Genomic DNA, 24630 nt, shown 5'->3' with positions numbered 1-24630 from the left:
AACAGCCCGCGGCACGAGGCGTCACGGCGTTCGGCCGCGTCCGCACGCCGGAGAAGCGCATCAGAACTTGTAGGCGAAGAGCTTGGCCTGGAACATCCGGATGCGGAATGCCGCCGTCTCCCCGATCCCGGAGAGATCGCTCTTGCCCTTCCAGGTCACGACCCGGTCGGACTCGTCGCCCGTCAACCGGTCGGACTCGGCGAAGGTGAAGCCCTCGATGGGGGGCAGATCGGCCTGATTCATGGAGGGGCTCCTGGTCATCAGTTCCACGCTGATCCAGCCGCCCGGAGCGCAGCGGTAGTTCAACCGCAGTTCGTTGCCGTGCCGGTAGATGGTGGGAATCGTGAACCGGCCTTCGCTCTCCGCCTCGATCCCGATGAAGCGATGCGGTTGCCACAGCATGTAACGGATCTGAATGGGCCGGCCCTGGGGGAAGAGATGGTCGTGTCCGTAGACGTTGTGGAGGCTGGACATTCCCGTGTAGGGCACGGCCCAGCGGCCGTCGGGCAGCTCCAGCATGCCGTTGCGCCAGGTGTGCACCTGGCAATCGTCCCCGCTGCCCGGCGGGCCTACCGTGTGGATGGGCCGCCGCTCGGGCCGGATCCAGAAGAGGCCGTCGCGGCTGAAGGCGATCTGGGTGTCCACGTGGTCGTTTTGCTGGTGGTAGACGGGAATGACCATGACGTGGAGATCGGTGCGCCCCGGATAGGGGAAGTAGTTGGCTCCGTAAAAGGAGATGTCCAGGTCGTCCAGGGCATCGGGAGCCAGAATCAGCTTGGGGGCGGGCCAGGTTCTGAAGTCCTTGGTGCGGGAGAACCCGATGACGCGGCGTTGGGTCTCCTCCTCGATGCGGGCGGTCCCGATCCCCGGCATCAGCTCGGCCGTGTTGCCCATGATCTGCTGGTAGGCGATGTACTCGCCGTTGGCCTCGTCGTAGTGGGCGGAGATGCCGCCGTTGACGGGACGCATGCCCAGGGCCTTCTCCAGCGGTTTCCAGTCCCGGCCGTCCGCCGAGATCCACCCCAGGGTGCGCCCCCAGATCTCGGCTCGGGGTCCCTTGTAATCCTCCTCATAGGTCTCCCGGTTCCAACGGCGCATGGCCTCCTCGCCTTCCAGGGGCTGCAGCGTCGCCGGGTCGTACCAGGCCATGTCGCCCCCCATGGCCTTGAAGCGTTCCGCCGCCGGCGCCTGGGGGTCGATGAAGACACCCGTGGCGCCCCGGATGCCGTTTCGAAGGAGGTTGTTGGCCGACGACCCGTCGAATTCGACCTGGCCCATTTCCGGACGCGTCCAGTTGTAGCCATCGGTGCTGGTGGCGTAGGCGGTGGCGTTGGCCCGGGAGCATTCGTAGATCATGTGGAGAAGCCCGCCGGCCCTCCAGATGAACAAGGGGCCGATGAATTCTCCCTGCTCCCAATCGGCCGTCGCCTCCAGGAGGGGTTCGGAGCTCTCCGCCCGTTCGACTCGGAGCTTGACCCCAATGGCTCCATCGAAGAGCCTGAAAACGCCCTGGCGGTCCATCGCCCGGTTTCCCGGAAACACGTCGGTCACGTCGACGATGGGATTCCATGCCCCGTTGTTGACCCGTATTCGCTTGGCCCGTTTCTGGGGTTCGGTGAAGGGAGAGGTTTTGACCTCCTCTCCGGCCTCCGCTTCAGAGACGGGGATCAACAGCAGTGCGATCACAAGCAGCCTGTTCATGGTTCGACCTTTCCGAGATAAAATGGCGACCTGGGTTGATGTTGAATTCCATTTTCAATAAGATGCTCGCGGCACGAAGCCATGAGGCGTTGAATGTTGGAAAAACCGGGGGGAATGAACTGAGGGGGTGGGGTACACCGGTGGCATCGGTGCACCCCAATTCGATATAGCGGCCTTCGAACAAAGACCAATCCTCACTATAGCTTCCCGACATCAAGAGCGACAACCGGAAGTGATTGAGTTCCACCTATGGAACACAGGGAGATTCGCATGCAGCGGAAGACAAGATCAAGGACGCGCCAACGATGGTGCAGGGTTTTCGTGGCCGGCGTCGCTTTGATGGTTCTTTGGCCGACTCTCATGAAGGCCGGGAAGGACGAACTCAAGGCCAAGCTCGAGGAGCTCGAACGGAGGCTGGAAAAGCTCGAGAGGGACCAAGATCATCAGCCCCAGCCGGCGTCCCAGCCTGGCGAACTGGCGGAAATCCGCCGCCAGTTGGACATCCTCGCCACCGAAGTGGAACTGCTCCGGAGCGGCGAGCCGGAGCTTGAGGTCACGGATGACCAGGCTCGAAGCAAAGGACTCGGCCCGGCGGCCGCCAGCGTTTACCGGAAGCGGCAGGGCGTCTCCATCGCCGGCTACGGCGAGATGCTCTACAACAACTACAGCGGAAGTAACGAGTCAGGAGATTCCGTTTCCAAGACCACCCAGTTCGATTTCCTGCGGTGGATCCTTTACGCCGGCTATCGGTTCAACGACCGGTTCGTCTTCAATTCGGAGATCGAGATCGAGCACGGATCCACCAGCCTTGGAGGTTCCACTTCGGTCGAGTTCGCTTATCTGGACTTCCTGGTGAACGACCATTTGACCCTTCGCGGAGGATTGCTCCTGGTCCCCATGGGCCTGGTCAACGAGCTTCATGAACCCACGGTCTTCATCGGCGCCAATCGACCGGAGACGGAACGCCGGATCATGCCCAGCACCTGGCGGGAGAACGGGTTCGGCGTGGTGGGATCCGCGGGAATGTTCGACTACCGGGTCTACGTGGTGAACGGCCTGCTGGGATCGAAGTTCAGCTCCGACGGCCTGCGTGGCGGCCGGCAAAAGGGGTACAAGGCGAAGTCCTCTCACATGGCCGTGGTCACGCGAGTCGACGTGAACCCCACTCCGGGAGTCTTCTTCGGCGGATCCTTCTATAACGGAGGGTCCGGACAGGGGCTGACCTTCCACGGACAGGACCTGGATGTGGGGACCCGGATCGGGGAGCTCCACGCTCAGATCCAGATGGAGGGCTTCGACCTGAGGGGCCTTTATGCCCGGGCCTCCCTGGACGACGTGGCCGAACTGAATCAGGCCCTCGGTTTCACCGGGAAGAACTCGGTGGGCGAGACTCAACAGGGAGGCTATCTCCAATTCGGCTACAACCTGCTTTCCCGGGTCCGGGAAGACGTGAGGCTGATGCCCTACTACCGGGCCGAGACTCTCGACACCCAGGCTCGGGTGCCGGCCGGCTACCTTCGCAACCCCGCGCGCGACCGGTCCTTTCATACCCTGGGCCTGGAGCTCAAGCCGATTTCCAACATCGTGGTCAAGGCCGACTATCAGTGGAACCGGAACCGGTCCAAGACTGGTCTGGACCAGTTCAACGTCGCCATGGGATACAACTTCTGAGAAGTTAGGAGGGGCGATTTCCAATCGCCCGGTCTTCGTCGCCAAATTTGTCAGTGAGGAGTTCGGCGATTGGAAATCGCCGCTCCATTCCTTTTTCTACCGGGCCGGTGGGGCAGCTCCTGAGGGGAACGCCGGCTTTCTTTCCGCCGTGCTCCCGGCGGGGAATGCGCGCCCGGAGGGATTCGAACCCCCGACCCACGGATTAGAAGTCCGTTGCTCTGTCCAGCTGAGCTACGGGCGCATCCTTTACTTTTCAATAGTTTACCCGAATTTTCCCTCTAGCCATCCGTCCGACTTCCTAACCGTTGCCTGTTTGTTGCCTGTTGTCTTTGTGAATCTTCGGCGGCCTGTGCTTCTCGAATGCTCTGAAGCGCATGCGAACTGACATATCCTGCGTAGCGCATCGTTGTGCTGATGTCCGAGTGCCCCATCAATTGCTGCACCGTTCTCACGTCCACCCCGTGCATCAGCCACTGGCTACAGCGGAATCGCCTCAGATCGTGAAAACCCAACTTCAGTCCGACCCGGTCGGCAGCACGCCGTAGCGGTTTGGTCGGATTCGCCCATCTTGTTCCGGTCCGGGCATTGACAAAGACGTAAGGAGTGTGCAGGTAGCGTACTAGTCCGGCCAAGTATCTGGTGGCGTACTTCGACAGCGGAATCTCCCTCGGCTCGTTGTCCTTGGTGAGTTCCACCCACAGTAATCCACGGCGCAAATCCACCCGGCTCCACGTGAGCGATAGAGCTTCTCCTTTCCGAATCCCCGTCTCGCCGATCACCGCGATCATGGCTTGCATGTACGGGTTGTCCACCGCGTCAACCAAGTCCCGGAACTGTTCGACCGTCAAGGGTCGGAAGACCTTCTTGGGCTCCTTCAGCTTGGGGAACCGAACGAGTGGATGCGTGTCGATTTCCCCGCACTCCAGCGCGTAGGAAAACAGCTTGCTGATGGCGGCGATGTCACGGTTCACCGTGGCTGGCTTGACCTGCCGCTTCCGCTTGGCGACGTAACGGTGGAGGTCCTTGCGTTGAAACTCCTTCAGGGGAATGTGTCCAAGCGCGGTGTTGAGGCTCTTGAACGAGAGTTCGTAGCGCCGCCAGGAGCGCAGACGAGGTTTGCAATACTCCTCGCGAAAACGCTCGTAGAAGCGACGCACCGTCCAAACTTCCCGCTTGCCGCCGGACAGTTCCTGCTTGAGCTGCTCCCAGGTGCCGTCCAGGATGCTGGCCTCCACACGAGTGTGAAGGGCTTTCGCACTCCGGTAGTTGGGAGCATACATTCTGAGCCGGCCGGATCCGTTCGGCCAATACTTGCTGACGACGTATCGTTGTCGTCCACGGCGATCCTTTGCCTTATAGATGCCCATCTCTCTCCTCCTTTCTGGATCCGGGCTCTTCGCCATGCGGCGAATCGTACCACGGCTCCAGAGAATCGACGTAGGCGTTCAAATCCTCCAGGGCGAAGACGCGACGGCGCCGTCCGGCGGTGTCCAGTTCGGTTCTGGCTTTGATGATGTTCAGATCGGCCAGTTTGCGAACCGTGCCGATGGCCTTCCCCAGGTACTGGGCAGCGGCCGCAACACTGAAGAGCCTCCGGTTGGGCACCTGGATCAGTGCGACCGGCTTGCCGATCATCATGACGCCTGTTCCTTCACGCGAGAGCGTCGTGGTCTTGGCCTCCGCCACAAAGCGAACTCAGATCCCGGAAGTCGCCGACCTGAGCATGGGTCGTTTTGGATCCTCGTAAATGCTCCGGAGTCTCATCGAGATACTTCATCCCCAAGGCGTACCTTCGGTGGCGGACCGACCCACGCTTGTTTAGGGCTGCGACGAAGCGGATCAGGACGGGGCATTAGTTTCGCGAATTCACCGCAGGCACAGCGTTCGTCCAAGGCAGCCATCACGCCCCGTGTCCTTCCAGCACCCGATCGCGGGCTTTCCGTGCCGCCCTTTCGGCTTCCTCCAGAAGATCCACAGCCTCCGTGATCCGCTTCTCGAAGTCGGAGGAGAGTTCCCGGCATTCGTTGAGGAACGCTCAGAGCGGCGATACGAGCCCGGAGCCGGAGAACGACATGAACTCGTTTCATAGATAGACAATAAATGAGTTGGTTTCATCCGTCAAGAAAAATCTTAATCTGTTAGATTGACCGCCATGCTGGGAAAACGATTGGCGGCGGCTCGCAATCGGGCCGGTCTACGGCAGGTGGATCTCGCGGTTGCGCTGGGTGATCGTTACGACCAGACGATGATTTCTCATGTGGAATCGGGACACTCGGCGCTGCTACTGGATGGGGCCGTCAAGGCCGCGCGTAAGCTGGGCGTCTCCCTCGACTATCTGGTCGGCCTGACGGATGACCCCACGCCGTCGGCAGAACTCTCGATCAAGGGAATTACGGCGGAGGTCCGCCAACTCCCCGGCGCCCGGCCCGTACCGGTGCGACGGCTTTGGACGGCAGCCGGCAGTGGAGCTTTGGATCTGGACGAAGACGTGAAGGCCTACGCCTACTTTCGGCACGAATGGTTGTCTCGGCAAGGTCTTGTCGCCGACCGATGCAGCGTCATCAGCGTTACGGGTGAATCGATGGAGCCGACATTGCCGGAAAACTGCGTGATCCTTGTCGACCACAGCCGAAAACGACATCTGAACGGGCACATCTTCGTGGTTCGCAAGAGCGATGGCTTGGTGGTCAAGCGAGCCGGGCAGGACGATTCAGGCAACTGGCTACTGGTCAGCGATCACCCGGCTTGGGAGCCTGAGCCATGGGGCGAGGCCGAGGTGATCGGCGAAGTCAAGTGGATGGCCAGGGAACTGTGACTGTTTTCGGTTCCGGCTATTTTGGGTTAGGAGGAGCCTACCAAATTCCTGGCGGCAGTGTCATGGAGCAGCCCCATCGGATAATTGTGCCACGGATGGTTGGGCAACTCGTTAGATGACTGATAAACACGTAACTCTCAATGAGGTGCGCCGCCTTTTTTGTAGTGGCGATCCGGAAGCAATCGTTACCTCACCGCCGTTTGGCCACATCACGGTCGGAAACTCAAAAAAGTTCACAAAGAGCCCGGCACATCAAATGATTAGATGGTTCGCAGAAAGAGGCACCAGCATCTATTGGACAAGTGTCGCTAGACACTCTACATTCTCTAAATGATACGAGGCTTCCGACATCGTGGGCTCAAGCGTTTCTACGAACGCGGAAACCGCAGCCTCATCCGTCCCGATCTGCATGATCGGGTGGAAGTCATGCTCGCCCAGCTTGATGTCGCCAGGTCTCCTGAAGCGATGCGACTTCGGCAATACCGGCTGCATGCCCTCAAAGGCAAGCTGAGAGGCTATTGGTCCGTGACCGTGAAAGCCAACTGGCGAATCATTTTCCGTTTTGAAGGCGAGGATGTCTACGATGTCGAATTGATCGACTATCATTAAATGAAGGGGAAGTCGATATGCCTATGAAGAACCCGCCGCATCCTGGCAAGGTCGTGCGTGTTTCCTGTCTAGAGTCGCTTGGCCTCAACGTCACCGAAGGCGCAAGGATCCTCGGCGTCAGTCGCCAGGCACTTTCGAATCTGGTGAATTGCCATGCCCGTATTTCAGCCGACATGGCGGTCCGACTTGCGAAGGCTTTTGGCTCAACGACGGAGACCTGGGTACGGCTACAGGCGGCATATGATGTCGCCCAGGCGCAAGCACGAGAGGATGAGATCGATGTCAAGCGCTACGAGCCACAATCGGTAGACATCGCTCGGCCGCCGATGGTAGACGGTCCGAGGTGAGGGTATCCTCGCCTTGGCAATTACGGATAGAATGAGGGGCAGTCAGTCTGAGAAGACTGACTGCCCCTCATGGGGATCAGGAACCACGGAACCTGCTCGTCGCCGCCTCGCGGCAGTCACCTCATTACCCCTCATGGGGATCAGGAACGCGGTTCTCGGCGACGATCATGGCGACCAGGCAGAACTCATTACCCCTCATGGGGATCAGGAACCTCAACCGGTGTCCAGCTTCATCCAGGCGGCGGTCACCTCATTACCCCTCATGGGGATCAGGAACGCGATCAACGCACGGCTGAAGGGCGACCACACGGAGCTCATTACCCCTCATGGGGATCAGGAACGGTCAGATTTTGAGAACATGGCGTCTTGTAAGAATAAACTCATTACCCCTCATGGGGATCAGGAACTATGTTGGGGGCGATTCTGATTACTCTTGCCCACATCTCATTACCCCTCATGGGGATCAGGAACCCGAATAAGCAACGCTATAGCGCCGTCCAGGGCGCCGAACTCATTACCCCTCATGGGGATCAGGAACTCCGAGGAGGAACGCATGAAGGAGCAGACAGTACAAACCTCATTACCCCTCATGGGGATCAGGAACCCTTGTGCATCTGCCAGAGCAGAGCGGAGGCGAGGAACTCATTACCCCTCATGGGGATCAGGAACCCAACTGCCCGTTGTAAGAAGAACCCGCAAAAAGAACTCATTACCCCTCATGGGGATCAGGAACCTTGTTGATCGCGTACAGGGCGATGGTCGGCAAGGTTTCATTACCCCTCATGGGGATCAGGAACACCGGGCAGACGCCGGTCTCGTACCAGGACTACAGCTCATTACCCCTCATGGGGATCAGGAACAGGAAGAGCTGGACCGGCTGCTCGAACTGGACCGGTTCTCATTACCCCTCATGGGGATCAGGAACTTCTAGTAGTCGCTCCGAAAGGGGTACACGATCAATGCTCATTACCCCTCATGGGGATCAGGAACCCCTTATTCTCTAAGGACTCTCGTACACGCTGATCTATAAACTAAACATGAAATGCTGGCCGTTGGGCAAAAATTTGCGCTTGGACACTGGACCGGTGCCAGTTTCATCCTCAGGCGCAAACGTTCGGGATTTTAGACAAGTGCCCAGTTATTACCATGCCAGTTGTCCCTCTCCTCGCGCATCTGACCTCCCAGGGCTTCTTTGCTGAGTCGGCACACTTCGACGTTGTGCCGATTTCGACAAACGAGCTTCAGCACACGGTCATCAGGGCCTATCTTCTCAGAGATCTTGGCCACCATTCTGAGAATCTCAGACTCAGGCAGGTCACCCATAAACACGGATGCCTGTTCGTGTGTCAGAAATTCTCTGAGGAGCTTTCTATAAATCCCCGTTCTTTTGGCGGGGACATCGTAGGTGATTATCACGAACACAGGATCACCCTCTCCACATGAATGGTCTGAACTGCCCGATGCCTAGCGCTTCGCGCTCTAGCGAAAGACATTGCCGGTGAATCAATTGGCGAAGGGTCAGATTTCCATGTCGTTCCTCGATGCGTGACCAGAAACGTTCGGTCGCTTTGATCCTTCCCTTCTCACTGAGTAGGCACACTCCAGGAGCGCGTTTCAACCAGGATTCGTCAATTTGACGGCGGCGAAAAATCGACAGCAGAAGTGCATCCGAGAGAATTGGCCTGAAAGTTTCCGCCATGTCGATCGACAGCGAACGACGCCCTGTCCCTGGTGAATGGAGAAACGAGACGCTTCGGTCAAGATGCGTCTTTGCAAGTTCGTTCGCGCACGCGGAATAGAGCAACATATTGAAGAAAGACATGAGGCAATTGACCGGATCGGGGGGCGGTCGCCGGACGCGGCGTGCCAGCTTCGCGTCTGGAGAGATTCGCCCAAATGCGTCGTGCAGGAACGCTCGTGCATGCCCTTCAGCACCCATCAGAATCTCAATGCTAGTCGCTCCATCGGAAATACCGATTGCGCTCTGCAAACCTTCCAATGACAGGTCGAGACCTGTTGTGCCGTTGCGGCGGTAACGCTGCAACAATCCGCGCATCGATTTTATTTGCGATCCCACGATTGCCCGAGCAATCGTCAAACGGGCAATCTCGTCCAGGAACAATTGAGCTTGGCCCACGCGTACCCTCCCGGACGGTGTTTCCTCCTCCGGCTCGAATGCCCCGAGAAAGCGCCCGCCTGCGTCGAGAACCGTAAATCGGATTCCCCGACGCCCCATATCCTTGAGCAAGGGAATAGTAATGGAACCGTTGCCCATGCACACGATGTGCTTGATGCCGTTCAGCGGAATGGTCTTGCGTCTGGAGTCAGAGGTCACGACGAGTGCGTTTTCGTGTCGGTTCAGGCGCGCATCGCGTGGGATTATGACGACATCCATATTGCTACTCATCCCAGCAAATCAGATTGCAGCTACACGCTTCACACAGAGGGATGGCGTGTGCCGCGGGCGGAGGGCCATCCATCAGGGCAGGGGCATCCTGCGCGTCACGAATGAGCTGGCCAATTACATTCTCGGTCAACTCGTAGGTCGTCTTTTTCTGAGACCCGTAAATATGGACTTCAGCTTGCCACAGGTCTCCGGTGGCGCCCGTCATGAATGCCGCATAGAAAAGAGCTTGTCGCGAGACTGCATGACGCGCCCCGGCACCGCCTTTTCTCTCGATCACGATCCGTCGCTCGAAATCAATTGCATCGGGCACGATGCCGAGACCCTTTGGCACCTTGCTGGGTCGCTTTTCCGTGTGGTGAAGGGCAAGTCCTCTGCGGACTCGGTCGTGATAGACGGCGTGGGTCGCGCCCATCAGATGAAGCCACGCGCGCCGCCGACACAACGCGACGTGTTGGAAATAGAGCCCGTGGAGCCCGTGCTGTTCAGCCAATTCACGCAAAAAGCGCGCTTTGTGAAGAATCCTCGTAGTCTTCATCCAGGGGTGGCCTGCCGAGTTTCTCGACCAGTGCGGTGGCCGCTGCCATCACCTTTTTTCGAGGATCTCGGGGACTTTCTCCCGGTCCTGGGATGAATCGACCGAACCGGTGACGCCACTCGCCGACTAAACGCAAGTTGAGTTGTTCGCTACCCTTTTCCAGTTCACGGATCGATATTGAAAAGCTACCTTCATCGATCGGCGAAGGGACATACAGAGTCAACCGCTGTGCATGCAGTTTCCCCGGGAACGCTCTGATTTCCTCATCGAGAGGTCGCGACATGAGGTGGATGATCCGTTCGCCATCCGTTTCGGTCGCGATGTGACGGTTAAGGATGTCCGTGGCTCTTCGCAAGAAAGATTCTGTAACCGTGTGGCGCGTGCCGTTCGGGTCCACGACTATGATCGTAGCACCGATTTCACGGTAGGTGAGAGCGCTTGCGAGAAGCGCTTTCACCCATCTTTTGTGCGGCTGGGACTGCCGCCTCAGGTTGTGGTTCACTACACCGACCGACAGTATTTCCCCGATCTTTGCCTCGACAAACTTCACGATCTCGGGAGCGATTTTCCAAAGTCGATTTCTCGCTTCCTTCTGTACGGTCATCTTCGTCCGCCGGATTGCAGCTACGAACAGGGCTGCCCAGAAGGCTCCTCGCCAGGAAGCACGGCGGTAGAATGGTACCGACGCGCCTACCTTCGAGAAGTCGGCTTCAACTTCCTTCCGCGTGGGCTCAAGACGACTCCGCACGTCGCGGAGGATCTCATCGATGAATACGCGGACATCGAGATCGTCGTGATGCTCGAGGACATCCGCAACCCGCCGAGTCCACGTTTTGCGATTGCGTCGCTGTCGATACAACGAAACGACGACTCTTCCGCCTTCGGAGCCGCGCGAGACACGCCCAATACGCTGCACGAAACTGGCGAGCCCGTGTCCGGGTTCCGTGAACATGAGCGTGCATCGGAAAGTGACGCCAACTTCAACTGAAGAAGTACACACGAGCACGTCGTAATCGTGTGGATCTTCGTATTTTCGTCCACGGCGCGGTTCGCCCGGTTTCCGTTCCGAGTCGTCGATCGAGTTGATCGCGAGGATCTTGGAGTCCGGAATGCCGGCGGCATTCAGTGTCCTCCGCAATTCAGGTTCCTCAAGCTTGAGTCGTGCCAGCGAGTCATAGATCACGATGACGGTGTGACCGTCGGCGATTGACGCGCAGACGGCGTCGAGGTGCGGTGGGACCGAATCGAGCAGGGAACACTCGCGCAAGGTGATGGAAACGTCGCCATGGATGGGTCGATGCCCGGGCGGATGTCCGTCGGCGAGCCTCTCGCTGATCGTCTCGCAATCATGCGGTCCTACACCGACTTGTTCGAATATCTTTGTGACGTCGATAGGCGTGGCCGACAGGAGCGACACCTTTCCCTGACGTTCCGAGACAGCCAGCAGCGATAGCAGGCAGGCCAAGCCAAATGATCGATCATCGATTGTATGGAACTCGTCGAAGACGATGTGGTCGAAGCGGCGCAGGTAGAGAAACGGATTGATCGCTCCCGCCCCAGTTACCCGGATTCCGGAGATCATCTTGACCACCACCTCGGGTATGGCAAAGATGACCCGTCCACCCAAATGCGCGCCGTCCAGGATCTGGCGCACCCGCGTTGTAGCGAGCCTCTCACGCCCGTCTCTCGTTTGGTTGCCAGACCATTCGATGATTCGATCGTCGAGCCAGGAGTCAATCTGAAGGGTATCCAAGCCGCGCTCGGCAAGGTGCTTCCGAGCTTGGTCGCGGGCGTCCTTGATCAAGTTCTGAAGCAGTCGTTTGGTCGGAACGATGAACAATACATGGGTCTCCAGGTCGAGGACGGCTCGCAAAAATGCGTAGGTCTTTCCAGAGCCGGTCGGCGCCGACACAAGTCGAACATGCTTCTCGGACCGCAGGAGGCGCTCCTGCATCGGCGACAGCCCGCTGGGCAGTATCGGTACAGAGTGTGATCTGATGATCATCGACTTGATCTATGACCAGCCACCCGTAACCTGCAATGCTATCTCCGGTTCCAGGGGTTGGCTGGGTTGGATGTTATGCAGACGGTACGGCCCGGCGCCAAGGTCGACATCCAAATCGAATAGCCTCGCCGTATGCAGGTTGAGGCAGATATCATGGCCTTTGGGACAGCGTTCGAGAAGGCCGGCACCGTTTCGGCCGAGCCCGAGACGGATGACGAGCCGGTCGGCCCGTTTCCCGTATGCTTCTTGCACGATCCTGAGAGGATCCTCATGCAGAAAACAGCCGTGAAAGACTGAACCCGCCGCGACTTCCTGGATGTGGTAGTAGTCCTTGATATTGCCACTCTTGCGCGCCGTGTCGACGCTCTTTGGCATGCCGCATTCGGCGTCAAGGTTGAGGCGGCGGGCCAGCGGCCGATTGAGCCGGTTCCCATACCCCAGAAACAGTGTCGTTTTGAACGGCAAGGCGGCCAAGTGCCCACGGTAGTCGGGTGCTGAGGGCAAACACGGCGATCGGGAAGCCATGCCAAGTGCGGTGGCCGTGCCGAACGCCATAGCCGTGTCGGTCACTATGTCATTGAGAGTCGAAGTTCCGGAGGGTACGGCGAGCCCGTGCCATGCCCAGGGAGACAGTGCGGTCAGTCGAAACGGGAATATAGCTCCAGGCATTGTTTACGCCTTTTTCGGGTCAAAGTACTGCTCGAATAGATCGGCGATCCTCGGGGCTGCAGCTTCGTAGCGGGACCGTAGGTTAGGCTCGTCGCGCTCGAACGCGTCAATCAACTGTCGTTGGTAAGCGCACGCTTCATCCGAAGCGGAGTGGACTCGGTAGTGTTGCGACATCACGTTCTCAACAGCAGCTGTTAGGGTTTCCACCGAGTTGGACTTCGGCGGCAAATGCCGGAGCAACTCGTAAGGCGAAGAAATTGGTGCTTCTAGACGCGCAGCGAATATTCCGGCGATATGGGTACGCACGTTGATGCCGGTGACCGAGGTCTGACCACCGTAGGATCCGGCTAAACCGATGCTCAGCAGCAGGTGATCGAGCCCGATCGGAGGAAGTTGCCGACCGTTGCAGGATAGAATCTGGATCAGAAAGGTGCCGGGCCGCACGAAGTGCCTAGAGAACAAGTTTTCCGTATTTCTATGCTTCTCCGCGTCCCAGAGGGTTCCTGTCTCGTCTCCGCGATGGTGGAAGCTTTCCCCCACGGCGTCGCGGTACGCAACCGTGCTGAGCGCGTCCGAGTACTGCACCGTTGCCTTCACCGGTAGTACACGTGTACCCAACATGGCGGAGTCGCCGAAAACCAAGGTGTTCAAGTCGAACGCATTCCGAATCGGCATCCGGATGCCGACAGCAGTGCGGTTCTGTGGGAGTCGGCCGCCCACGTTCCATGCGCGCAGGACGAGCAATCCCCGGCCGCGCTCGCCGAATTTGAACTTGCTTGGGGTTGCCCGCACCCGGCGGACGCCGTCACGATCTTCGATGTCCGTAATTTCCTCTTCCGCGTTTCGGAACACGGTCGGAGCTATGATCTCGCGGACCAGAGCAAGGGCCACGTGCCCCGCATTGCGGCGCGACGGCATCAGATAGGTATTCCTGCCGTTCGCTGCGACCACCTCCTCCAAGAGATCTCTGTCGTTGAGGTACGGCTTGAACTTGTCGATCATTATCCTCTCCTTGTCATACTGTGGGTCCGTTCAACACCCTGGACTTGTCGCGATCCGGGTTGTCATCCCCTGTCTCATGAATACCGCGCTCTCGGTAGGTCTCCAGCAGGGCGAATCGGTAGATTTGTGCTGCCCGGCGCTGGTCCTGCGATGTCGGTTCTTTCGACCGAAAGACTTTGGTCCACACCTCGTCTGCGAAGTGAGTTGCGAACTCGATGCAAGCGTTACTGAGCGGAAGATCGTTGCGATGCTTCTTTGCAGCCGCATCTTTCTTCCTCGCGAGCTCCTCCTCAAGCGTTCCCGCCAATCCCAGGATCAGAGCCGTTCTGTCCTGACTCACCGACCGATCTGCGCCGGGATAGAACTCAAGTGCCGTCTTCCAACAGAGAAGCTGCTTGTTGGTCGAGTCCCGCGCACTGCGGCGCCTCTGGATACGACTCGCGAGCCAGGCCAGCCGAATCAATGGATCCTCACTGCCTTTCAGGTTCACTGGTCCACCTCCGATGTTTCTGATGAGCGCCAGGGCTCGCTCGCGTGTTTCTGTTTCGATAACGAACCAAGCATGATCCTGATCACCGACGCCCCTCCGGTCTACCGCCAACCCCCAAGCGACACAGAGTGCCCCGAGTCTGACGTTCGGATCAGGATCAGCAAGTTGTCTGGCCCACTCGATTCCCAGACCGGGCTTGTTTGCCAGGTATTCGAACAATTTCAGGCTGGAAAGCGCACCGGGAAGCTGTTCTATTCGTATGCTGTCGCCCCCGAGCATTCGCTCCAACCATGAGGGCAGTGCATCCGAATAAAAGATTGACGGGTGCCGGTGCGGCGACCCACGGAAGATATGGACAGGACGACCGACCCGCTGAATAGCATTGAGTGTCATGCGAAGTTGCGCCACTAGCTCGGCATCCTTGTTCGGCAGTGTCTCCAGACGCGCCAATCGAATCCGCTTTCTCTGGCAATCCAGTCCCTCATAGACGACGCCCTTCCTGACGTCTAGGCGATTGAGGTCATTCAACCCCATTGACACGTCGGCGTCTTCCTGTTGGAACGCAAGGCCCGCGAAGAGTCCGGTACTCATGGGCGACGAAATGAGTGGTGGCAGATCCCCGCTACCCTTGAATTCCTCTTGTGCCTTGTGGCGCAACTGCAACTCGGCCAAGCAGACTGGACACAGGTGGGTATCCCCCGACGGTGACGCCAGATGGTCGTTGCGGCCGTCGCGACCCGAGAACGCCGAAGCCTTGATGCCATGCGCCCGCGAGGCAGTCTTGACGTTGCGTGATGTTTCGACTGGCTCGTTACAAAGGATACAATGCTTGTTTCGTGCACCTACGTCGAACGGTTGCGCGGCAATCCCGGTCAAATACGCAGAAAAACGTGAGCACAGCGCGTCGAGAATATCGCTGGACACGTCTTCGATCTGTTCGGCGAGTCCAATACGGCCGTCCGCGCCCTCCAGCCAGAGTCCGATGAGACCTGAACGGTCCACGACACAATCCAGGAGTCTTTGAGCTTCGATTGGATCGTCTTCTGCCAGCCGCCACACTTCCGCGATTGTGCTCAATGCCAGCAAGATACGGCGCGCCCGCCCGTCTTTCGCAGGTGCTTTCGCCACGACCGTCGGTAGTTCCCTCCCTTTGACTGCAAGGAGATCTCGGAGTTCTTGTTCCCGCGTCTCGGCGTCGGGCGCTGCTTTTTTGCCCCTGAAGTCGGCATGGTTTAGCGTGATCGTTAAGAAGGCGAGCGCATGAGCGGGCTCCATGTCCAGGCGGTGAAAATCTCCTCCGGGATGTTCGAGAGCCGGCTTGACCGTGGCGCTCGGGCCCTCGTTGAGCGGGCTCCACGACGTGTTCATGCCCGCGACGTGAAAAAGATCGTCGATCTCCTGGCTGTGGGCCTGCGCAAATTGTCTAGGAAGCGCGAACAGGTTTACGAACCGTCGCCAGTCGTACGTACGCTGCATCACAGCACGACAGGCATCCCAATTAGCCGCGCCACCAACGAACTCGCATGCCAAGCGGTTGTTCACCGAAAAGCCAAGACCGTACGGTAGATCCTCTAGAAATGTGTCGAGAGCTTGCGTTTTGATCCGGTCTGCCTGCTCCTGGGGAATGATGCACAAGAACCTTCCATCGTGCACGATCTCGATCAAGGGAAGTCGGCCGGTGACCTCCCTGCACTTGGCGGACAACGCACGCTGAAAGCGGTCCAGAAGGAAAACATGCAAATGGTCATGGAATTCGACCTTCTCCCACTTCTTCAGGCTACGGTCTTTGAGTACGGGCCACTGATTGGCGTCGCGTAAGGACCCGACCACTCCGTCGACACCACCGTCGGGTCCCCGCTTGGTGAATTTCCCCTCCAGCTTGTCTGCCAATTCGATGTAGGCACATGTTGCGGCGATCCTTAGGTCATAGTCTGGAGCGGCAGCGCTTCCGGCTGCCTGGGTTCCCTCGACCTCCTCGATGTAGTTGAGCATCGCGGCCGGTGAGACGCGGATTTCTCGTTTCAGCAGGAAGTCGTCGATTCCATAGCGGTCCATCCGATCGGCCACGTCAGCCACCGTGATCTCTCCTCCCCGGGGCAACTCCAAATCCTTGTCGATGTCGTGGAGAAAGGCGATGCACACGACGGCGTGCGCCAATTGCTCAATCTGAGAGAGGTCCGATTCGCTCGACCAGGGACGAGGGGCATCTGACAGCCAGAACATGAGTGCACCACGAGCCACTGACAGCAGGTGATCCAACAGGCTGATGTTGTCGTTTTCCGCCCACCGCTCTTCAAGAACCGGATCACTCGACCAACCGCCCTTGCCACTGGTTGCCACCAAGCGAACGGGCCGGCCATCGATTCTCTTGGCGGAGGTTTTTGGCGGAGGGCCAATGCGGTCGTTGGAAACACGCGCGATAACGCACTCTTCCAGGAACGCCCCGTACACTTCGACGGCTGTCAGATGGGCGAAATCCTGGGACGGAATGCTCATGCGCGTTTTCCTGCGTATCCGATGCAACCGAATCCGTAGCGGTTCTTCTCACCGATTCCCAGCGCCCAGGCCACGCGCAGATCTTCTATTGGACCGCTGATGAACAGCGGGCACATCATTCCGATCACGAATGCGGGCTTATGACCGCTGACGGCGCGCGTTCGGACTAAGGTAGAGTGATTCGGATTAGCCCGCAGGTAGAGTCTGTCAGGCTCGATCCTTAAGCGCACCTGTCGGCCGGTCAGATGCGAAAGGCGAAAGTTCGCGGCCTCTTCCACGTCTTTTCCGGCGTTCATCAGGTTATCGTGCCAACGTCCTTTCTTGCCACGCACGGAAATAGCCAATGGCGAAAGCATGATCGCGGGGAGCATAGCCGTTTCCCCGGGCCGAGCGACGACTGGAAGTTCTTCGACGGCAACATCCCAGGTCGAGAGGTCCACTACATCGCCATTGGCCGATGTCTTGCGAACGGTCTCGGGAAGTAGACGAGCTAGTATTGGCTCCAGCCTTTTCCCCACCGCTCCGATCGCCAGAGACTTCATAAGAAATCCCCGGGATGTGGCCAGGCCAACCGCTCCGAACGACCAGTTACCGGCATTGGGACCGACGACGTGCTTCCCGCGCGCCCCGCACGCTGTCCAAGCGTTCACGAGTGCCCCATGTAGACTGTCGAGATAGCGAAACCTCAAACGTACGCCTCGCGGTGCCGTAAGTCTCACCCGCATTCACCTTCCTCCCGAAGTGCCAATACAATCGCAGTTTAGTAATAATCACTAACGAGGTTCAACTTGCAAAATTTGCAGGGTAGATGCAATATTGGATTTGTGGCAGTCGTTCGCGATATTGCACGCCGCTATGCCGAAACCATGCTGTACTGGCGTGGTCATCTGCGAGCGGCCGAGGTCGCGGCATTCCTAGGCGTCTCGGAGCGCACGGCTCGCAGCCTGATTTCCGACTGGCGCACTTTGGGGATCTTGCCTCGTTACCGTCCAACCGCTGAGCGACGTCTCGTGCCAGCGGAACAATTTGATCCGGGTCCAGTTGTAACGGATCCCGCAGTCACCTACGCCATGCTCATGCTTGCCGATCAATTCCCCGGAAACCCGTTTTCCCGTACTTCACCTAACGGAGGCGCGCACGATCTGTCCATCTCGGCGACAGTTTCGACACGGGCGAGTCGTGAACTTCTAGCTGCCTGTCTTGATCGCGAAGCTGCCCATTTGATCTATGCCTCGAAAACAGGGGTCCAGGAGTTCACCTTCTCCCCGTCAGCCATCGTTCGTGCTCGGGGAAGGCATCATTTTCGGGGTTTCCGAGAAGATGGCCGAGACAGGTTAGGCAACCGGGTGGACGACCGGTATGTCGATTTAGTTCCTGCCCGTGCGATCGAAGCCTGGCGGGCCGTGGGGACACGCTACGTGGGAATCAAAGGTGACGAGAGTTGGAAGATGATCGAAAAGCGACGACTCTTCCTGTCGCCCGAACTGTCCAAGGAGGAAAGACTTTCCTATGAGCACGAATACGGCATAGCTGATCGCGGTGTGCTCGTTGTTCGGACACGCCGAGCACTCATGCGTTACGTGTTGCAGGAGCTGTCGGAGCGCCGATGCTGGCGTCGCGACGGATCGTCGGTTCCAATCTGGATGATTTCGCATTCGGCCTCCGATAAGACACAGGTGTCGTAGGTTGATTCTGACTCACCACAATCCCGTTAAGTGGAGTTGACTCGTCATTGTGGGCACTTCCGACCGCCAATTTCGCGTCGCGTAGAGAGACCGACCCGCCGTTGTCGTCAGCTTCTTCGCCTTCCGTCAAGTTGCCGGTGCGGTCTTCGGATCCCCGCTCTTCGTAGGCTTCTTTCCTGCCTGGCCCAGTGCCACGTACCCGTCGATGCCCCGCGTCTCCATTTCCGCCAGATCTCGCTCGTTCCCGTAATTCGTATCCGTTAGCACCACCGCCCTGTACTCTCTCATCATGGTCGGGTGCTTTTTCTGCGGCACCGCGTCCTAGCAGGTGGCAACCGAGCCGCGCTCCAAAGGAAAGAGTAAGTTGCGGTTGCGCTGCTATTCCCAATCGCCTCTTGCATCACGCTGGAGTGCGCGAGCGAGCGTTTGGTCTCCCTCTCCTCGCCGGATCGAGCGCTCGACGAGATCCACCTTTCGACCCAGATCGGCGAGTCCGACGGACCGCGCCGCCCCGTAGAAGATGGCGGCGACGGCCGCCAGAGCCAGTCCCACGTGCACGGCGATGCTCCCGCCGTACTCGGCCAGGATCACCCTCCAGTACGGCGCGAGATAGTTGAGCCGGGAACCAACCAGCAGAATCGCCACCCCTGTTACGGAGACGGTCAAGCCGACGCTGACTCTCCAGGCTTGCATCTTCTCCTACAGATCGAAGGCGGCCCGGTCCTTCTGGGCGGGGCCTCTGGTGCCGTCGTTTCCTTCGCCCTGCCCACCACTGAGCGCCCGGAGCACCCGTGCCTTGGCCGAGCCCGTGGCGTGGATCGCGAACCCCGCGGCGGACTTCGCGAGAATGGCCTTGTCCCGGTATTGGTTGGAAGCGACTTCGACATTGACCCTTCCGGTGCGCCCGTGGTGGTCCGTGTACTCGATCTGGGCATCCGGATAGAGCACCCGTCCTTGCTCATCGATGGGCAGGCCCAGTTCCTCAGCAAACCTTCGCCGCGTTGAGTCAGCTGCCTCTTTGCCCTCCTGCACTCGTGCCCTCTCGCTACGTCGAGCGACGGCGCTCTTGAGTTCCGAGTCGATACGGATGCGCCTGACGGTGGCCCCTTGACCGGCCAGCCGCCGCCGCTCCACCCCACAGGCCCGGTAGACTTCAGTGTCGTGGCTGAGTTCGGAACGCTTCACCAACCCGGACCAGGTTCGCTGGTTCGGGTCAAGGCCCCGGTTGACGGCGGCCCGACGGGCCTGTTTGGCGCCTTTCCGGGTCAGCGTCAACACCTTGAAGGTCCCACCCTTCGGCCCCCTGGCCTTGTGCTCGCGCATCAGTCCGGCACGGATCCAGCGATTCACGGCTCGCCGGGCCGTGAACGGGTGACCGCCGAAGCGGGCTTCGGCCAGGTCCCGAAAGGAGACGCTGCGGTAGACGCCGACATCCGCCAGCGCCCGCTCGGACCGCTCTCGAAAGGACACCCGCTCGCCACGGGCGCGCGGGTCATACTCCCGGCGGTGGCCGTCCCTGAGACGAGCCGGGTGGCGAGTCGCGGCGTTTCGTACCCGGACTCTATTGAGTGTCCGCTCAAGCATCGTTCAGCGCCTCCCGCTTCGATTACCGGCTCGGGCTGATGTTGCGGGACGGAACGGGAACGGTCCTCGCCTGCCGGACGGCGACCGTGAAGGACTGGTCCTGGTCTTGTTGTCGAGCAGGGTCCGTCGGGGTCGGGGAAGCGACGTCCTTCGCGGCTTCCGGCTCTCTTTCCGCTTCACGCTGCCGGGTGTGCTCCAGGATGTAGTCGGAGATCTTCTGCGCGTCGGCCGCCGCCCGGCGGATCTCCCGGGGGTCCTTCTCCAGGACCTCGACCCAGCTTTCCACGTAGGCCGCTCCCCGGCTGGGATCGTGACCGACCCCGATCCGCTCGCCCGTCATCATGGCGCTGATCTCCGCGCGCAGCTCCTCCCGGGCATAGATCTGGGAGCCGAACCCGGCCTCGACGCCTTTGATCAACGACTCGCGGTTCATGCGCTCCGGGTGTCCGGTGGCGTGTCCCACCTCGTGCAGCGCCGTCTGGTAGTACTGGTTGGCCGACGGAAACTGCTTCCACTTCGGCAGGACGATGTCGTCGGTCTTGAGCCGGTAGTAGGCCCGGTCCCCCTCGACGTGGCGGATGTCCACGCCGCATTCCTTCAGGACCTTGTCGGCCTCAAGATGGGCGTCCCAGATCGCCTTCTCGGTCGGTTCGGGGGGCGCCGGAAGCCGGTTGGCCTGCTCGGCGTTGAACACCGTGTAGCGCTTGATCCAGGGCTTGGGCAGGCGTTCGTACCGGTAGACTTGCCGGTTGTTCTCGTCGGTGACGGGACGCCCTTGCGGGTCCTTGACGGCGACGCGCCGGTGGTCTTGGTAGGAGAGGATCCGGGTGCCGCGTTCGCCCTTTCGCACGTGGCCCCCTTGAAGCTGGATCTGCCGGTAGGTCCCCCAGCGCGTGTCCGAGTAGCCGCGTTCCTCGGCCACCACGGCCAGGTGCAGGCTGTTGCCGCCGGCGTAGGGACGGTCGGTGTGGAGGTTGTGCGGCAGGACGCGCTCGCCCGGTTTCCAGGGCTTTTGCCAGGGCGCGACGCCCCGCTTGATCTGATCGATGATCCGGTCGGCGAATTGCCGGTGATATTCCTCGGCCGTCGTATTCTTCTTACTCATCGGTTTCAGCCTCCCGCTGGGCTTGCCGGATCTGGTCCTCGCTGCCCACGTCTTCCGGGAAGATGCCGTATTCACGGGCCAACTCGGCCGGGACTTCCAGGGTCTCGTCCCCGTCCCGGGCGAGCTCCCGGTCGAACTCCTCCAGCGTCTTCACCCGTATTACGTTCTCGTTGTCCGTCATCGCGTCACCTCCAGTCTTGTTTCGTAAGTTCCGAATAATTAGTAAGAGCGTTCACCGCCGCACCAAGAGGGTCACCAACGCGCCGATGGCAACCCCGTAAAAGAACACGACAATGACCTCCTCACTCATGATTCCTCCCAGATCGGTGTGGTGAGCCAGCGGTTCTCGCCCGGCTCGTAGTCATTGACGAACAAGGCCTCCTCGACGAATCGCCGGCCGTCTCGTCGCGTCATGTGAATGACCATGGCGATGCCGTCCACCACGGAGCGGCAGGTCACGTCCCAGGGGATCTCCCCGCCGGCCTGCATGGCGCAACTGGCCAGGCGCGACAGGGCCGACGTGGCGTTGTTGGCGTGCACGGTCGAGAGCGATCCTCCGTGACCGGTGTTGAGGGCTTGCAGCAGATCGGCCGCCTCGCCGCCTCTCACCTCTCCGACGACGATGTGATCCGGACGGTGGCGCAGGGCGTGCCGGACCAGATCCCGGATCGTGACGGCGTCTTCCTCCAGTTGGCCCGCCTCGAAGCGGAGACAGTTGGAGCGGTCGATGCGAAGCTCCAGGGTGTCCTCGATGGCGACGATCCGTTCCTCACGAGGCAGCAACTCGACCAGTGCATTGAGCAGGGTGGTCTTGCCCGAGCCGGTGCCCCCGGACACGAGGATGTTTCGCCGGCTGCGCAGCACGTACTGGGCAGACCTGAAGACCTTCCCGGGCAGAGCGCCCTGCCGAACCAGATCCTGGGCGGAGAACGCCCGTCCACCGAAACGGCGCACCGTGATGGCCACCTCGGGACTGGCAGGGGGCACGCAGATGGCGACGCGGGACCCGTCGGCGAGGCGCGCATCGATGATGGGACTCACGGCCGGATCGAGTCCCAGCGGCCGAGCGATGTGGATGGCCGCCCGCTGAAGTGTCGAAGCGTCCAGGGAAGGCGCCTCGTGGGGAGAGAGCCGGCCGGCCTTCTCGATCCAGACGTTTCCGGGACCGTTGATCATCAGCTCGGAGACCTCCATGTCGTCCAGGATGCTCTCCAGTCCGGGAAAGAAGGGCTTGAGATGCTCGATGGCGCTGGCCCGGTTCATATCCGGCCCTCCTCGCGCATCCGCCAGTAACCGGTCTCCTTGGGCAGGTAATAGGGCTTGAGGTAGACCCGCCGTGCGGGCAGGGACTGGGCGCCGTCGTACGGCAGGCAGATGGCCTGGTAGTTGGCGAGCAGCGAGAAGTCCCGGGGTTGGAACACGGGCTCCCGGACCTGGCGGAAGGACTTGCTGGCGCCGATGCTGCCCCGGCCTCCCCCGGCCCGGGCCGAGAGCAGCGAGACTTCGGGCCGGGAGGTGTTCTCGGTGAACGTGTAGGAGGGTTTCATCCGGGGTACGGTTCCGCACAGTTCCGAGGCGATCCGGGCCGAGGCGTCGTCGGAAAGCGAGAGAAAGATCCGGGTACGAAGCGTCTGGATCAGGGTGCGCCAGCCCTCCGATCCCCCCAGGACCGAGCGCAGCGACGAGATGGACTGGGTGGCCAGGATGGGGATGCAGCGGCACTGCCGGCTCAGGGCGAAGGACTTTTCGTCTCCGGAAGGGTCGTCCTCGCCGACCGATGCGAAGGCCTGGTATTCGTCGCAGATGAAGACGGCCGGCCGGTAGTAGGCACCGGGACGGCGCGCCATCTGGGCGGGCCGGCGCAGGAGCGCCTGCATCCAGGCGTTCTTGAGGAGCACCCCGACGGCGCGCGACAGGGCCGGATTGGCGCCGGCGGGCATGTTCAGGGCCAGGACCTTGCCCGATTCGATGAGATCGCCCAAGGGAGGCAGGCGGCGGCGAATGGGGCTGGCCGGGACATCCGGGACGGCTTCCCCGTCTTCCTCGGCCCCCGATTTCTCCTTTGGAACCGGTGAACGGGTCCGGGCCTTGGGCGGGGGCGGGCAGAAGATGGCGGCCACCTCGGGCAGATCGAACAGCGAGAGGAACACGGAGATGCCCTCGACGATGGTGGTGCGCACCTTGGCGTCCAGCGCCACCCAGTCGTTTCGATACCAGCGGCCGATGGCCTCGACCCGCTCGCGCAGTTCGGCTCCGGGGCGGTCCTTGGCCCATTCCGTCTGAACGGTGACGCCGGTCTCGGCCAGGCGGTCCCTCAGCGCCGGATCCAGGGCGCAGGTGGCCTGCCCCGCCTCCTGGTCGAGGTCCCAGTCCCACTCGGTCAACCGGTCCCTGTGGGCAAACAGGTCCTCGGCGGAGATGGTCGCCTGCGCCTCGCAGACCCGGGCCGCCAAGCGTTCCGCTTCCCCGATCTTGGACGCGAACAGTTCGGCGTCGATGGTGCACCGGTAGACGTCTTGCAGCGTGACCCACCGTCCGGGCAGGATCCGGTGCAGGTCGATGATCCAGCGCACCAGGTTGGTGTAGGCCTGTTGCCAGAACGGTTCCTTGCTCTTGCCGAAGAGTTGGTTGAGCAGGGTCGAGATCGTGTAGGCGAGCGAGTAGGAGTCCAGGGCAGGATCATCCAGCGGGTTCCACTGCACGGGACTCTCCAGACCGATCTCCAGGTAGTCCTCGCCCCGCCCGGCCTCGTCGAGGATCCGGCGCACGTCGTGGCAGAAATCGCCCTTGACCTCCAGCACCAGGCCGGCGGCCCGGCGCTGTGTCCGGTCCGCCTGCCAGGACAGGATCTGCATCGCGAAGGGATGCATACAGGCGGATGTCTTGCCGCTCCCGACGGCCCCGAAGATCAGGACGCCGGTATAGAGGCCCCGCTCGGGAATGACCAGCCACGAAGGATCGGCGGTCTCCCGCGCTTCCACCGGATGGTGCACTTCGCCCACCACGACGGACGGCGCCTCGTCCTCGGGGGAGATCGGCCAGTCGGGCAGGTACCCTCGTATTTCTCCAACACCGGGCTGCGGCTCGAACCAGACGCGCCAGACGGAAAGCGAGACCAGTCCGGCGAGCAGGCCGGCGGCGCCGGGGGCGCCGTAGTGCCAGGCTTCGATCACGGCGTGCAGCATGGGGTCGTGATAGGCGATCAGGTCCAGCACGGGGTTGTCTCCGGGCCGGGGAAAGGGGTCGTACCGGGTCCGCCAGATCACCGCTGTCGTACCGGCCAGAATGAGCACAACGTGACGCCACCTCATCGAGTCTCTCTCCAGCGCGTCAGCGCGGCATTCGTGGGACATTTCCTGGTACGGGCCTTCCTGCAAGGATATTTGGGATGGGAGCGACCTCCCCGGCGGGGGGGGGGGGGCCGGGTTTTTTGGGCCCCCCCCCCCCCCCCCCCCCCGGGCGCCGCAAAGGGGGGGGGGGGCCCACCCCCACCCCCCAACCCCCCACGC

General features: G+C 60.5%; 22 protein-coding genes, 1 tRNA gene and 1 CRISPR repeat array. Of the genes, 5 read left to right on the top strand and 18 right to left on the bottom strand.

Annotated features, from left to right (window positions below):
• Positions 1–60: 60 nt before the first annotated feature.
• A complete protein-coding gene (locus OXT71_19050) occupies positions 61–1701 on the bottom strand; it encodes a hypothetical protein (protein ID MDE2928486.1) in 1641 nt (546 codons plus the stop codon).
• 270 nt (positions 1702–1971) lie between these two features.
• On the opposite strand from OXT71_19050, the gene OXT71_19045 reads away from it, so the two are divergent.
• Positions 1972–3372, top strand: a complete 1401-nt coding sequence (locus tag OXT71_19045) for a hypothetical protein (GenBank protein ID MDE2928485.1) — start codon at positions 1972–1974, stop codon at positions 3370–3372.
• Between the two features lie 167 nt (positions 3373–3539).
• Here OXT71_19045 and OXT71_19040 read toward each other — a convergent pair.
• From OXT71_19040 to OXT71_19030, 3 genes are all read right to left on the bottom strand, one after another.
• Positions 3540–3613: transfer RNA gene (locus OXT71_19040), tRNA-Arg, on the bottom strand.
• 37 nt (positions 3614–3650) lie between these two features.
• Complete coding sequence (locus tag OXT71_19035) at positions 3651–4739, bottom strand: tyrosine-type recombinase/integrase (protein MDE2928484.1); 1089 nt, start codon at positions 4737–4739, stop codon at positions 3651–3653.
• On the bottom strand, positions 4726–5010 hold the full coding sequence (locus tag OXT71_19030; GenBank protein ID MDE2928483.1) for a hypothetical protein: 285 nt from the start codon (positions 5008–5010) through the stop codon (positions 4726–4728). Before OXT71_19030 ends, OXT71_19035 begins: the two co-directional genes overlap by 14 nt.
• Positions 5011–5524: 514 nt before the next feature.
• Here OXT71_19030 and OXT71_19025 point away from each other — a divergent pair.
• From OXT71_19025 to OXT71_19015, 3 genes are all read left to right on the top strand, one after another.
• Positions 5525–6187 carry a LexA family transcriptional regulator gene (locus tag OXT71_19025; protein MDE2928482.1) on the top strand — a complete coding sequence of 221 codons (663 nt, stop codon included), beginning with the start codon at positions 5525–5527 and terminating at the stop codon, positions 6185–6187.
• 330 nt (positions 6188–6517) lie between these two features.
• On the top strand, positions 6518–6796 hold the full coding sequence (locus tag OXT71_19020) for a type II toxin-antitoxin system mRNA interferase toxin, RelE/StbE family (protein ID MDE2928481.1): 279 nt from the start codon (positions 6518–6520) through the stop codon (positions 6794–6796).
• A 17-nt stretch (positions 6797–6813) separates the two neighbouring features.
• Entirely contained in the window at positions 6814–7143 is a 330-nt protein-coding gene (locus OXT71_19015) for a HigA family addiction module antitoxin (protein MDE2928480.1), read from the top strand.
• Positions 7144–7199: 56 nt separating this feature from the next.
• A CRISPR array of direct repeats spans positions 7200–8133; the repeat unit is 28 nt; unit sequence CTCATTACCCCTCATGGGGATCAGGAAC.
• Between the two features lie 132 nt (positions 8134–8265).
• Here the strand turns inward: OXT71_19015 and cas2 are convergent.
• From cas2 to OXT71_18975, 8 genes are all read right to left on the bottom strand, one after another.
• On the bottom strand, positions 8266–8565 hold the full coding sequence (gene cas2 / locus OXT71_19010; GenBank protein MDE2928479.1) for a CRISPR-associated endonuclease Cas2: 300 nt from the start codon (positions 8563–8565) through the stop codon (positions 8266–8268).
• 4 nt (positions 8566–8569) lie between these two features.
• Positions 8570–9538 (bottom strand): CRISPR-associated endonuclease Cas1, encoded by a 969-nt coding sequence (gene cas1 / locus OXT71_19005; GenBank protein MDE2928478.1) that lies wholly within the window; start codon positions 9536–9538, stop codon positions 8570–8572.
• Between the two features lie 4 nt (positions 9539–9542).
• Entirely contained in the window at positions 9543–10085 is a 543-nt protein-coding gene (locus OXT71_19000) for a Dna2/Cas4 domain-containing protein (GenBank protein ID MDE2928477.1), read from the bottom strand.
• Positions 10042–12090, bottom strand: coding sequence for a DEAD/DEAH box helicase (locus OXT71_18995; GenBank protein ID MDE2928476.1), 2049 nt, complete (start codon positions 12088–12090; stop codon positions 10042–10044). The genes OXT71_19000 and OXT71_18995 overlap by 44 nt, the downstream gene beginning before the upstream one ends.
• Positions 12091–12099: 9 nt before the next feature.
• A complete protein-coding gene (locus OXT71_18990; protein ID MDE2928475.1) occupies positions 12100–12645 on the bottom strand; it encodes a hypothetical protein in 546 nt (181 codons plus the stop codon).
• Between the two features lie 117 nt (positions 12646–12762).
• Positions 12763–13761, bottom strand: coding sequence for a type I-D CRISPR-associated protein Csc2 (locus OXT71_18985; GenBank protein MDE2928474.1), 999 nt, complete (start codon positions 13759–13761; stop codon positions 12763–12765).
• A gap of 13 nt (positions 13762–13774) precedes the next feature.
• Entirely contained in the window at positions 13775–16747 is a 2973-nt protein-coding gene (locus OXT71_18980) for a hypothetical protein (protein ID MDE2928473.1), read from the bottom strand.
• Positions 16744–17289: a CRISPR-associated protein Cas6 gene (locus tag OXT71_18975; GenBank protein MDE2928472.1), complete on the bottom strand. Its 546-nt coding sequence runs from the start codon at positions 17287–17289 to the stop codon at positions 16744–16746. Before OXT71_18975 ends, OXT71_18980 begins: the two co-directional genes overlap by 4 nt.
• A gap of 246 nt (positions 17290–17535) precedes the next feature.
• On the opposite strand from OXT71_18975, the gene OXT71_18970 reads away from it, so the two are divergent.
• Complete coding sequence (locus tag OXT71_18970) at positions 17536–18432, top strand: helix-turn-helix domain-containing protein (protein MDE2928471.1); 897 nt, start codon at positions 17536–17538, stop codon at positions 18430–18432.
• A 378-nt stretch (positions 18433–18810) separates the two neighbouring features.
• Here OXT71_18970 and OXT71_18965 read toward each other — a convergent pair whose 3' ends face one another.
• The 6 genes from OXT71_18965 to OXT71_18940 all read right to left on the bottom strand — a co-directional run bounded on the left by OXT71_18965 (position 18811) and on the right by OXT71_18940 (position 24432).
• Positions 18811–19125, bottom strand: a complete 315-nt coding sequence (locus OXT71_18965; protein MDE2928470.1) for a hypothetical protein — start codon at positions 19123–19125, stop codon at positions 18811–18813.
• A gap of 6 nt (positions 19126–19131) precedes the next feature.
• A complete protein-coding gene (locus OXT71_18960; protein ID MDE2928469.1) occupies positions 19132–20016 on the bottom strand; it encodes a hypothetical protein in 885 nt (294 codons plus the stop codon).
• A gap of 22 nt (positions 20017–20038) precedes the next feature.
• Positions 20039–21121, bottom strand: a complete 1083-nt coding sequence (locus OXT71_18955; GenBank protein MDE2928468.1) for a zincin-like metallopeptidase domain-containing protein — start codon at positions 21119–21121, stop codon at positions 20039–20041.
• The gene (locus tag OXT71_18950) at positions 21114–21302 is read right to left on the bottom strand and encodes a hypothetical protein (protein MDE2928467.1); all 189 of its coding nucleotides are present in this window, start codon (positions 21300–21302) and stop codon (positions 21114–21116) included. Before OXT71_18950 ends, OXT71_18955 begins: the two co-directional genes overlap by 8 nt.
• A gap of 125 nt (positions 21303–21427) precedes the next feature.
• Positions 21428–22384: an ATPase, T2SS/T4P/T4SS family gene (locus OXT71_18945; GenBank protein ID MDE2928466.1), complete on the bottom strand. Its 957-nt coding sequence runs from the start codon at positions 22382–22384 to the stop codon at positions 21428–21430.
• The gene (locus OXT71_18940) at positions 22381–24432 is read right to left on the bottom strand and encodes a type IV secretion system DNA-binding domain-containing protein (protein MDE2928465.1); all 2052 of its coding nucleotides are present in this window, start codon (positions 24430–24432) and stop codon (positions 22381–22383) included. The genes OXT71_18945 and OXT71_18940 overlap by 4 nt, the downstream gene beginning before the upstream one ends.
• Positions 24433–24630: the final 198 nt, after the last annotated feature.

The organism is Acidobacteriota bacterium (assembly GCA_028874215.1).
Classification (GTDB): Bacteria; Acidobacteriota; UBA6911; order RPQK01; family JAJDTT01; genus JAJDTT01.
Note: the sequence above shows the minus strand (reverse complement) of the source record. Positions and strands in the feature narration are given on the sequence as shown.